The organism is Paenibacillus sp. VT-400, assembly GCF_001029205.1.
Taxonomy (GTDB): Bacteria; Bacillota; Bacilli; order Paenibacillales; family Paenibacillaceae; genus Paenibacillus; species Paenibacillus amylolyticus.
In genome coordinates, this window is the sequence record NZ_LELF01000067.1 from 2,541,470 (window position 1) to 2,553,778 (window position 12,309).

9 protein-coding genes and 1 pseudogene are annotated in these 12,309 nt (G+C 42.0%); all 10 read left to right on the plus strand.

The window, feature by feature from the left end:
* Positions 1-250: 250 nt before the first annotated feature.
* The 10 genes and pseudogenes from EL84_RS21860 to EL84_RS21905 all read left to right on the plus strand — a co-directional run bounded on the left by EL84_RS21860 (position 251) and on the right by EL84_RS21905 (position 11,186).
* Positions 251-2,065, plus strand: a complete 1,815-nt coding sequence (locus EL84_RS21860; RefSeq protein ID WP_047843089.1) for a family 43 glycosylhydrolase — start codon at positions 251-253, stop codon at positions 2,063-2,065.
* A gap of 232 nt (positions 2,066-2,297) precedes the next feature.
* Positions 2,298-2,612: an ArsR/SmtB family transcription factor gene (locus EL84_RS21865; RefSeq protein WP_036615511.1), complete on the plus strand. Its 315-nt coding sequence runs from the start codon at positions 2,298-2,300 to the stop codon at positions 2,610-2,612.
* Positions 2,609-5,077, plus strand: a complete 2,469-nt coding sequence (locus EL84_RS21870; protein WP_047843090.1) for an FAD-dependent oxidoreductase — start codon at positions 2,609-2,611, stop codon at positions 5,075-5,077. The genes EL84_RS21865 and EL84_RS21870 overlap by 4 nt, the downstream gene beginning before the upstream one ends.
* A 142-nt stretch (positions 5,078-5,219) precedes the next feature.
* Entirely contained in the window at positions 5,220-5,546 is a 327-nt protein-coding gene (locus EL84_RS21875; RefSeq protein WP_047843091.1) for an ArsR/SmtB family transcription factor, read from the plus strand.
* Between the two features lie 65 nt (positions 5,547-5,611).
* The gene (locus tag EL84_RS21880) at positions 5,612-6,913 is read left to right on the plus strand and encodes an arsenic transporter (RefSeq protein ID WP_200904536.1); all 1,302 of its coding nucleotides are present in this window, start codon (positions 5,612-5,614) and stop codon (positions 6,911-6,913) included.
* Between the two features lie 25 nt (positions 6,914-6,938).
* A complete protein-coding gene (arsC, locus tag EL84_RS21885; RefSeq protein ID WP_047843093.1) occupies positions 6,939-7,358 on the plus strand; it encodes an arsenate reductase (thioredoxin) in 420 nt (139 codons plus the stop codon).
* A gap of 251 nt (positions 7,359-7,609) precedes the next feature.
* On the plus strand, positions 7,610-8,428 hold the full coding sequence (locus EL84_RS21890; protein WP_047843094.1) for a MerR family transcriptional regulator: 819 nt from the start codon (positions 7,610-7,612) through the stop codon (positions 8,426-8,428).
* 24 nt (positions 8,429-8,452) lie between these two features.
* Positions 8,453-9,637 (plus strand): MFS transporter, encoded by a 1,185-nt coding sequence (locus tag EL84_RS21895; RefSeq protein WP_047843095.1) that lies wholly within the window; start codon positions 8,453-8,455, stop codon positions 9,635-9,637.
* Positions 9,597-9,806: pseudogene (locus tag EL84_RS21900) on the plus strand (arsenate reductase); the annotation flags it as partial. The gene EL84_RS21895 and the pseudogene EL84_RS21900, both read left to right, overlap by 41 nt.
* Positions 9,807-10,901: 1,095 nt before the next feature.
* On the plus strand, positions 10,902-11,186 hold the full coding sequence (locus EL84_RS21905) for a helix-turn-helix transcriptional regulator (protein ID WP_047843096.1): 285 nt from the start codon (positions 10,902-10,904) through the stop codon (positions 11,184-11,186).
* Positions 11,187-12,309: the final 1,123 nt, after the last annotated feature.

The following is a 12,309-nucleotide window of genomic DNA, read 5'->3' on the forward strand; positions in this document are numbered from 1 at the left end:
ATTTTGTATACCTGAGGTAAAATAAACAAATACGGTGATAACTTTATTTCTTTGCATGAGGAGCAAGTCAAGCATTCCAATCAGAGAAAAATGATCCCGGCGAAAGATTCACATGATCTGCAACATACGAGATTACAAAAATATACTCATTCCGCTATTTTTGAAGTATGATACAACATAAGTAGAACGCTTTCATTTTTATATTACTGTTAGTATACAATCAATTTCATTTTCAGGAGGCTCTTTACCATTGATCAAAACAACTCCAAATTATGATGGGTATCTCTTTGTACATTTTATTGGCGAACAACCAGACGGAGAGCAGGTTTACTTCTCCTATAGCGAGGATGGTCTTCACTGGAAGGACCTTAATGGCGGATCGCCTGTGCTGTTTTCCGACCTTGGAGAAAAGGGGGTACGGGACCCGTTTCTGGTTCGTTCAGTCAAGGATAATAAATTTTATCTGATTGCTACGGATCTCCGCATCGCAAGCGGCAAAGGATGGACTCATGCCGTTAATGCCGGGAGCCGTGACGTAATTATATGGGAATCCAGCAATCTCGTGAACTGGTCATCCCCATGGAACGTTACACTAGGTGTTGAGGGCGCTGGATGTGTCTGGGCACCAGAAGCTGTGTATGATGAAATGGCAGATGAGTTTCTTGTATTCTGGGCTTCTGCGACGCAGGAACTACAGGAGCAAGAACGAAAACAAAAAATATACAGTGCTCGCACAAAAGACTTTCGTACGTTCTCTGCATCGGAAAAATACATTGAGCGGGATAATCATATTATTGATACAACGATTCTTCCTGCGGATGGCTCTTATTATCGATACTCCAAGGATGAAACAACCAAAAACATACGGGTAGAAAAAGGAGACTCTCTCGACAAAGGGACATTTGTTACACTTCAAGCTCCGGTACTGGAGGCTATGGCAGGTGTGGAGGGACCTCAAATCTTTAAATTCAATGACCGGGAGGAATGGTGTCTGATTGTTGATCGATTTGCTGAAGGCAAGGGTTATCTTCCTCTGCTGACTACAGATCTGGGAAGTGGAGAATTCCGAATCGTCCCTGATGGTGAATTCGATATGGGAACGACTCAAAAGCGGCATGGAAGTGTCCTGCCAATCACAGCTGAGGAGTGCAGCCGGCTTCTCGCGGCTTTTGGGGATGGTCATCAGGTGCTTCCCGGACAATATGCCGATCCTGATGTCGCACAGTTTAGGGATCGTTACTATATGTATCCGACAACAGATGGCTTCGAGGGGTGGTCAGGGACACAGTTCAAAGTGTTTTCTTCTTCAGACCTGAAGCATTGGCAAGACGAAGGTGTTATCCTTGATCTGGGAACAGAGGATGTCGCCTGGGCAACCGGTAATGCCTGGGCACCGGCAATTGCCAGCCGTAACGAAAAGTTCTATTTTTATTTCTGTGGCAAAATGCTGAACGGCGACAGTGCCATTGGCGTTGCTGTAGCGGATACACCGATTGGTCCATTCCTGGCCGAGTCGCAGCCTTTAATCACAATGGAGCAGTTGAAACGTCTGGGCATTGCTATGGGCCAAGCTATTGATCCCTCCATCTATGTCGAAGATGATGGAAGACCGTATCTGCTATTTGGCAATGGACATGGTGCCATTGTGGAGCTTGGTGAAGACATGATAAGTGTCGTTGAGGACACAATGAGCAATCTGGCGGACTTGCATGATTTTCGTGAGGCGGTAACCGTGTTGAAGCAGGGTGGACTATACCACTTTACATGGTCCTGTAATGACACAGGCAGCGAAGACTATCATGTGAATTATGGTACGGCAGAGCAGCTATATGGTCCAATTACCTATCGATACCCAATCTTGAGCAAAAAAGTCGAGAAGGGCATGCTGGGAACAGGTCATCACTGTATCTTTAATGAAAATGAAACCGGTCAACTACGGATTGCCTATCACCGTTTTGTAACACCACTGTCCAGATTCTCCTCTGGAAAGGGGTATCACCGCGAAATATGTATGGACCCGCTTCTTTTTGGTAAGGACGGACTGATTCAGCCGGTCATACTCTAACATAAAACGTTCAGTTAAATCGCTATTTTATGAAGACCTGATACAGCATGATTGCCTGTCAAATGTCGCTTTTAGCGGTTTTGGCAGGCATTTTTATCATCCACCTGGAACAAGCCAAAACCGTAGGGTTGAGCGTGTATAGAACTTATTAAACGCATTAACTCCAGAATACATTTGACAGGAGAATCAATAAATCGTATTATTACGATATAACGATTTAGGAGGAATACTTTTGAACACTCCCGCTTTTGACAGCAATAACATTAAACAGTTCGATGAACCAGCTAATCTGCTGAAAGCTTTGTCTCACCCCATTCGTTTATGCATTGTGCGCGGACTGATGATGAAAAAAAAATGTAATGTTTCTTATATGCAGGAATGTCTGGATCTTCCCCAATCAACAGTCTCACAACACCTCCAGAAACTTCGTAGTGCAGGTATTGTTGCTACGGAGCGGAATGGTCTTGAAGTGAACTATGTGCTTGCCGATCAACGGGTTGAACAGATTATCAAAACTTTATTTGAAAAGGATGATTGTGAATCATGAGCAAAAAAGTACTCATTGTTGGCGGTGTAGCTGGAGGTGCATCTGCAGCTGCACGTCTTCGCCGTCTGGATGAACATGCCGAGATTATTATCTTTGAGAAAGGGCCCTACATTTCATTTGCCAATTGTGGTTTGCCTTATTATATAGGTGGCTCAATCGATGATCGAGAGCGTCTGCTGGTGCAAACGCCAAAAGGGATGGCAGATCGCTTTTGTATCGATGTGCGTACAAGAAGTGAGGTTGTAGCTATCGATTCGCAGAAGCGAGTGGTTAAGATACAGTCCCAGGAGCGCGGTGCATATGAAGAAAGTTATGACGAGTTGATATTGTCACCAGGTGCTAAACCGATCATTCCCGATCTGCCGGGCAAGGACAATCCACTAATTTATACCGTACGAAGTATTCCAGATATCGATCGGATCAAAGACCAAGTAAGTTCGTCTAACAACAAGTATTCGATTGTCATAGGCGGTGGATTTATAGGTGTGGAAATGGCTGAGAATTTAAAGGAAGCTGGTCTGGATGTAACGCTGGTTGAGGGGAACGCACAAGTACTCACACCCTATGATACCGAGTTAGCAGCCGCATTAGCACAGGAAATGGAGAATCATGGTGTAAACCTGCTGTTTTCCAAACGTGTTCAGGGATTTCATTCCTTAGAGCAGGGCATAGGGGTTGAACTTGCCGATGGTCATGTGTTGACAGCTGACATGGTTATTCTTGCGATAGGCGTAACACCAGACACCTATTTTTTGAAAGATAGCGGCGTTTTGCTGGGTGCACGTGGACATATTATCGTAAATGAAGCCTTGGAAAGTAGTGTGCCACATATCTATGCTGTTGGGGATGCGATCGAAGTAACGGAAAGCATTCATGGTACGAAGGCAACGATACCACTTGCCGGACCTGCCAACAAACAAGGCCGTATTGTTGCCGACCGTATCGCAGGGCTTCCTTCTACCTATAGAGGAACACAAGGTACGTCCATTATCAAAGTATTTGGAATGACCGCAGCCACGACAGGCAGTAATGAGAAAACACTACAGCGTCTCGGCGTGGAATATCAAACCGTTATCGTACACCCTGCTTCTCATGCATCGTATTATCCGGGTTCAAGTGCAATTACTCTTAAACTGCTGTTTACTCCGGAAGGCAAAATTTTAGGCGCACAAGCAGTCGGTTATGATGGAGTGGATAAACGAATTGATGATATTGCTGTAGCCATTCATTTTGGAGGACATGTCCGGGATTTAACAGAGCTTGAACTGAGTTACGCGCCTCCTTATTCGTCTGCCAAAGATCCCGTGAATATGGCTGGATATGCAGCAGAGAATATGATTACCGGACGTGTTCAGACGTTCACCTATAATCAACTGGCTGATCGTCAGCCGGGGCAGTCGATACTTCTGGATGTACGCAGTGAAATTGAGCATCAAAATGGTCATATTCCGGATTCACTCTCTATTCCAGTTGATGAGCTTCGTCAACGTTTAGATGAATTAGACCCATCCAAAGAAATCTGGCTATACTGTCAAGTCGGCTTACGTGGTTACACTGCTTCGCAAATTTTGCGTCAGCATGGTTTTAGCGTAAAAAACTTAAGTGGTGGTTATAAAACATACCGTCAAGCCCAGTTTAATCCTGCTCCATTTACTACTGCAAAACAAGATCATCATGATTCTGCGGTGGACGTTAAGGAAAAAAAGTCTATTCCCTCTGAGTCGATACAACCGCAACGTATTGATCATGAGTTGAACGTTTGCGGATTAAGTTGTCCTGGTCCCCTAATTCAGGTTAAGCAGAAAATGGATCAACTAGCGAACGGAGAAACCCTTCGCGTGAAAGCTTCCGATCCAGGATTCTATGAAGATGTCAAAGCATGGGCCACAATGTCGGGTTCCACAATCTTGCAGTTGGAAAGACTGAAAGGCGGTACAATTGAGTCTGTCATTGCCAAAAATACAGCACAACCCGTATCCAATGCCCCAATCAGCGATCCTGCCAGCACGATGGTTGTTTTCAGTGGTGATCTGGATAAAGCGATCGCCTCACTCATTATTGCAAATGGGGCAGCAGCGAGTGGACGGAAAGTAACCCTATTTTTCACATTTTGGGGATTGAGTATTATTCGTAAGCCGCAACCTCAGAAGTTATCCAAAACTATGATCGGCCGTATGTTTGATATGATGTTACCTCGCGGGAGCCAGAGGCTTGACATGTCCAAAATGAATATGCTCGGAGCAGGCCCGAAGATGATCCGTGGTTTGATGAAAAAACATCATGTGCCGTCGTTGGAGGAATTGATTGAGAGCGCAATTACACAAGGAGTAGAGATCGTTGCCTGCCAAATGTCCATGGATTTAATGGGAATTCAGCGTGAAGAATTAATAGATCAAGTCAAAATTGGTGGTGTGGGTTACTATCTTGGACAAGCATCACAAAGCAATCATAATCTGTTTATTTAAAAAATGATCACAAACTCCAAAAAGCGTTGATTCGAATTCGAACCAACGCTTTTTGGACTTAATCATCAAGTAAACATTGACTTCATTTTTTTGATATTATAATATAAGCATACACTTATATGTGATTGAAGGAGGAAGTGCTATGGATTCTATGCAAGAGGTAGCGGATAAGCTTAAATTGCTGGGTGACAAAACACGCCTTACTATCCTTACACTCCTCAAAGAACGTGAAATGTGCGTGTGTGAATTTGTAGAGATTTTAGACATGTCACAACCTGGAATTAGTCAACATTTGCGCAAACTGAAGGATCAAGGCTTGGTTAAAGAAAGTAAACGTGGTCAGTGGGTATACTACTCTTTAAATGTAGAGAATACACCCTATATTACATCTGTCCTGGAATTGATGCCGGATACAGCAACTATTCTTAAATCGTTAAATAAAGAAAACTTTACTTCAGGGTGTAATTAATTTTTGTTCAATATATAAGCATATCATTATATACCAATATAAATTAAGATGAATTGAAAGGGGGGATGGTTTTGTTTTCTACGCTGTTAGCCTGCATCATCTTTTTGATTACACTTGTACTCGTTATTTGGCAGCCTAAAAACCTGTCGATTGGTTGGTCTGCTTGCGGCGGAGCAATCCTTGCTTTACTTGTGGGTGTGGTCAATTTGGAAGATGTATGGGATGTGACACAAATCGTATGGAACGCCACGCTTGCTTTTGTGGCAATCATTCTGATCTCATTAATTCTGGATCGTATCGGCTTTTTTGAATGGGCTGCCTTACATATGGCCAAAGCCGCTCATGGCAATGGTGTACGAATGTTTGTCTATGTCTCCATCCTGGGAGCGGTGGTTTCTGCTTTCTTTGCCAACGATGGAGGCGCACTGATTCTGACGCCGATTGTTCTAGCCATGGTACGTGCACTGAATTTCGATGAGAAAAAAGTATTTCCATTTATTATTGCCAGTGGATTTATTGCGGATACAACTTCCTTGCCGCTGGTTGTAAGTAACCTGGTCAACATTGTGTCTGCCGATTTTTTTGGTATTACGTTTATGGAGTACGCAGGAAGGATGTTTGTTCCAAATCTGTTCTCGCTGGCGGCGAGTATAGGTGTACTGTATCTCTTTTTCCGCAAGAGTATTCCCAAACGATTTGATGCGAGTGAATTGAAACCTCCGGTAACTGCCATTAAGGATATGAAGATGTTTCGGTTGTCGTGGGTGGTGTTAGCGGTTCTTCTCATTGGATACTTTACCAGTGAATTTATCGGAATTCCCGTATCTCTTGTGGCAGGTATTGTCGCGATATTCTTCCTGATCATGGCTTCCCGCAGTTCAGCTGTACCAACTACATTGGTTGTCAAAGAAGCGCCGTGGGCCATCGTATTTTTCTCCATCGGTATGTATGTCGTGATTTATGGTCTACGTAACGTAGGTTTGACCGATTTGTTGGCCGTTGTCATTCAGGCTGTGGCTGATCAGGGATTGTTCGCTGCAACAATGGGTATGGGCTTTATTGCGGCAATCATTTCATCCCTGATGAACAATATGCCTACCGTGTTAATTGATGCGCTTGCCATTGATGCAACCACAGCTACAGGGACTGTTCGGGAGGCGCTTATCTATGCCAATATTATTGGCTCGGACTTAGGACCCAAGATTACCCCGATTGGTTCACTCGCGACCCTGCTTTGGCTTCATGTTCTTAGCACCAAAGGTGTCAAAATCTCATGGGGCACTTACTTCAAGACAGGTATCATAATCACTATTCCGACTCTGCTTATTACGCTAGTGGGTCTGTATCTGTGGTTAAGCATTCTATAATTCAAACAACGAGGAGACGATGAACATGAGTAAAAAAACACTGTACTTCCTGTGCACAGGCAACTCTTGCCGGAGCCAAATGGCCGAAGGCTGGGCCAAGAAATATCTGAGTGAGGACTGGAACATCTATAGCGCAGGAATTGAGGCCCACGGTCTGAATCCAAAAGCGGTTGAAGCCATGAACGAAGTTGATCTGGACATTTCGACTCAAACCTCGGACATCATTGATTCAGAGTTGTTGAACAACGCTGATTTCGTAGTCACGTTGTGTGGGGATGCAGCAGATAAATGTCCAATGACGCCTCCACATGTGAAGCGAGAACACTGGGGATTTGATGATCCTGCCAAAGCACAAGGTACAGATGAAGAGAAATGGGCCGTATTCCAAAGGGTTCGTGACCAGATCGGGGAACGCATTAAAACATTTGCTGAAACCGGAAAATAATACAAACCTGCCTGAGCAGGATAATTGAATGCGTACCAAGAGAATGCCACGATGAGTGGCATTTTTTTGTTCAAAAATAATGAACGTTTCATTCAAAAACGGTTCTTTGACTTACCCATAACAGCAACATAGAGTGATGACAAGGACGGTGATTGATTTAGCTAGGCAAATGAGAAGCATATACACCCTTGACTTTCCCCTGTACGGGAAACTATATACTCGCATTAGGTTAAAAGATTGGAGATGATATGTTGTTCAAAATCAGTGCGTTTTCCAAGCTAAGTAGGGTCTCATTAAAAACACTGCGTTATTATGACCAGATTGGCATACTTAAGCCGAGAAAGGTAGATCACGATACGGGTTACCGTTACTATTCCGCAGATCAGCTTCTCGAGCTTAACCGAATCTTCATTTATAAAGAATTGGGGTTTACGTTGCCACAAATCACACAGCTGTTACAGGAACATATTACATTGGAGAATATTCAAGGCATGTTTAAGCTAAAAAGAAGCGAAATTCAGCAGATTATCGATACGGAACAAGCCAAACTTATCAGAATCGAGGAACGCATGCAGCTTATAGAGGAAGAGGGGCAAGTCGAAACTGGGCAAGAAATCCGAATCAAAGAGGAAGGTGCTCGGCAGTTCCTTTTTCAGACAGGCTGCGGGAGGGAAGAGGAGATCCCGAGTTTATTTCGTCAGTTTGACCAGTCAGTAACAAAAGAAATGCGCCAAATGATCGACGGACCTCAGGTTGTTTTGTGGAAAGAAATCGCAGGACAAGAGGAAGAGTTCGAGTTTGAAATAGGTTACTTCTTAAGCTGTGAGCTGCGATCACCTCCCGACCCATTTCAACTGCGGACTCTTCCTGCTGAGCCCATGATGGCCACCATAGCTTATCGTTCCAATGCCACCTTTGCCTGTAAAGCCTGTGTTCATCTGGCTACATGGATTGAGAATAATAACTATCAGATCAAGGAGAACGGAGCTGGTAGGGAATTATATTTACCCTTATCTCAAGAACAAGATGTACAGTTTATAGAAATACAAATTCCAATACTAAATAGATAACTAGAGAAGACGGAGTGGATTAAATTGAAAAATAAATGGATTATATATATCTTGGCATTGGCTGTTTTTCTGATCGGAACCCTTGAATACATTATTACAGGAGTCATAGAAATGATCGCCTCAGACTTGAGCGTATCTACTTCCGAAGTGGGTTTACTGGTGACTGTATTCGCTCTGGCAGCGGCCATTATCGCTCCAATTCTCATTGCAATTACAATAAATATGGATCGCAAGAAGTTACTGTTGTCCGCCCTCAGTGTGTTTATTGCCAGCAATGGACTTATGCTTGTTGACCTTTCTTACGAAACTTTACTATGGGTACGAATTATTCAAGGGGCGAGCGGAGGAGTGGCTACCGTAGTAGCGATGGCCGTATCGACACGACTGGTTGAAAAAGAAAAAAGGGGCAATGCCATCGGCATCATTTTGATGGGGCTAAGCAGTTCGCTAGTGCTCGGTGTCCCATTGGGCACATTTTTTAGTGAAATGTTGGGATGGAGAGTTCTATTTATATTCATTGGATTGTTAAGTGTTGTTCCATTACTTATTATCTACAAAAAGGTTCCGGCAATCAAAGAGGAAGAAAAGATCACCCTCAGAATGCAGCTCTCCATTTTAAAAAATCCATTCATTCTGACTGCCTTGCTTATTACATTATTGTATATCGGCGGCTATTCGACACTGTTCACATATATTACGCCTTTCTTACAAGCTACGTCTTCTCTTTCCATGACCGAGATAAGCGGTGTTCTATTTCTCGCGGGAATTTGCAGCTTTGTCGGATCAAAAGTGGGCGGACAATTGGCAGATGCAAAGGGATCAAAGTTTACAATTTGTCTAGGCCTTCTGTTACAAGGCGTAACTCTTCTTTTGTTTGCTCTAACTGGAGTTAATCTTATGATGTTAATCTTGGTTTTAATGATTTTTATGTTAGCAACGTGGAGCATATCTCCGGCCCAGCAACTATATCTGGTTACACTGGCACCTCGTAATCCCGACATTGCCCTTAGCGTAAATACGTCGTTTATCCAATTTGGTTTTGCATTGGGATCTGGATTAGGTGGGATTGTGATCAGTCGTACATCTGTCCTGTATTTAAATTGGTTGGGGTTTGGAGCTGTAGGAATTGCTTTACTTCTTGCCATACTGCTATTTAAGAAATCGAGAAGCAGGACTGGAGACACACGGTCTGAATCCAAAAGCGGTTGAAGCCATGAACGAAGTTGATCTGGATATTCCGACTCAAACCTCGGACATCATTGATTCAGAGTTGTTGAACAACGCTGATTTCGTAGTCAAGTTACGTGGGTATGCCGTAGATAAATGTCCAATGACGCCTCCACATGTGAAGCGAGAACACTGGGGATTTTATGATCCTGACTGAGCAGGATAATTGAATGAGTACCGAGAGGATGCCACAATTAGTGGCATTTTTTTGTTCAAAAAAAAATGTTTCATTCGAAAAAGGTTCTTTGACTTACTTATAACAACAATATAAAGTGAAGACAAGGAAGTTGGTTGATTTTAGCAATGCAAATGAGAAGCATTACACCCTTGACTTTCCCCTGTACGGGAAACTATATACTCGCATTATGTTAATAGACTGGAGATGATATGTTGTTCAAAATCAGCGCGTTATCCAGGATAAGTAGGGTCTCATTAAAAGATGGAGTGGAGTAGATAAAATAATATATGGTGTTACTACATAGCGATGCTGTCTAAAATCCAGTGATCAGTTCAAAAAGATTATGTATATCAGCAGCTAACATGGTATTCAGACACAGGTGAACCTTCTTATCTATTGATAGATAGGGGAGTAGCTTTTAGCTAGACTGGACTACACAATACCTTCTCCATAGCTAAAACAATGTTGCAGCAAAGAGGGAACCGTAAAACTTGAGTCTTCATGACTTATATGGACAGATGCAAAACTGAGTTAAAAGAAAATGGGAAATATAATGGGAAGGTGTATAATTCAGTTGAGAATATTGCTAATATAGCAAAAAAACTTGGCACAATAATAAAGCGTTTTCTGTAAACTTGGTGTAATTTTACCGTCCTCTTACACAACGGTAGGGTATTGACAATACGCAAATGGGCGAAATATAATAATTAATAGTTAAGATATTATGAAATAATTCATAAGAATGTATAAATTTATACTATGTTGACTAAGCGAAAGAGTAGACTTATTTTCCAAAACAAAGTATTATTCTTTCCTACAATCAGCAAGCTCCAATCAAAGTTGGATTTCTTTTAGTTCCTTAATTTAGATGGAATTAACTCTGAATTGGAACAAACACTCAAGGAAGGATATAAAGTAGCAATTATAGATACACCTGTACTAAGCTTCTTTATGATGAGTAGGTTCAACGCTCAGACTGACCAAGTGACTCGTTTCCTGAGTTATGGAAGTAAAAGAGTACCGACTAGAAAGTAAAAGTATATGCACTTTTTTAGGAGATGATTCATTGTGGCAAGAATACCACTACCGTACAAGACTGAAAACAACCTAACTGAACTATTGATAATGGAGCAAGCAAGAAGAGCAGCTGGAACTCGTGGCACTGCCCGCCCATCTCTTAAAGAACTTGAGGAAGAATTAGCTACATACTGTAATGTTACGCAAGATACTATCAACCTGCTGAGACGTAATAAGCATCAACCATCGCTTCCGGTTGCAATCAAAGTATGTGAGTATCTACAAGTTCAAGTGGACGAAGTATTTAAGCTTATAGTCAATCCCAATTTCAAATAGGGTGGTAGGGCGACATTCCTGCTGCCTTTTTTTTCTATCATAGGCATTATATTAGTTAAAGTAATAAGTTAAAGTAAACATGAGAATTGAGTAAATTACGATGGTTGAGACTTTCTCAAAAATTTCCACACATCTAAAACATAAGAAACCCAAGCTGACTTCGGTACACTGTCCTCGTTGGTTTGTTTAATTTAAATGGTGGCCGTCCCATAGAGTTGTCGTAGACATGAGACGTTTACTAAAAAGCATCTCACTGTTCGGGAACCTTGCGAGTTCCTTTTATATCGAAGTTTCTTACGCATGGTGGCTTGAAGACCAATCTTTTGAACCAAATACAGTACCGTCTTAAGATTTTCCATACTCCTCTTAGTAGTTTCCACACAATGTGAAAAAATTCTCCTCCACAGCTTGATCTATCTTTTTCCTCTTCGAATTTGAGTCTTTATGAATATCTGTAAACTTCTCACTTTAATCTCCACACAAAAAAACCTTGTATACAACTCTTAAACCCTAGTATTTTTTTCGCGATTTCCAACTACTTAGCTGATAAAGCAATAATTTGTTTTACCTTAAACAAGCAACTTTTTTTAAACATAGAACGACCATTGAAAATTGAGGGGGTCAAACATTATGAGCTAAATGCTAGTGATTTGAATAGATTAGCTACATTTACAGGAGAGAAGAAATAAAGATGAAGTTAAGAAGGCCGTAACAGGCAGTAACTTCTACCACTGCGGCTATTATTCTTGCTGATTGATAAGAACACTGGACAACGCTCTACATACTCTTATTCGTATTACGTACCTAAGGTTATACTGGAGTTTTAGGTGAAAAAGCTACTTGGAAAATTTGATGCAACTAGCCAGAACAGGAAAACTCAATGAACCCTCTGATTTAAAACAGGAAGCGAAATATGCTTAGGCTGAATTATTCAACCAGATAACGACAGAGTTCTGTAAGAGCATTGACCTCTAAAGTAGGGCTCAGGGAAAGGACTGTGTAGTATTGAATTATGATTGCACGAAGTGCGGAAAGAGAATGAATGATATTTTAGAACATATATTACATATCATTCACGAATGCCCTATTAAGGGTTGACTAGTGAAAAAATGAACATCATATT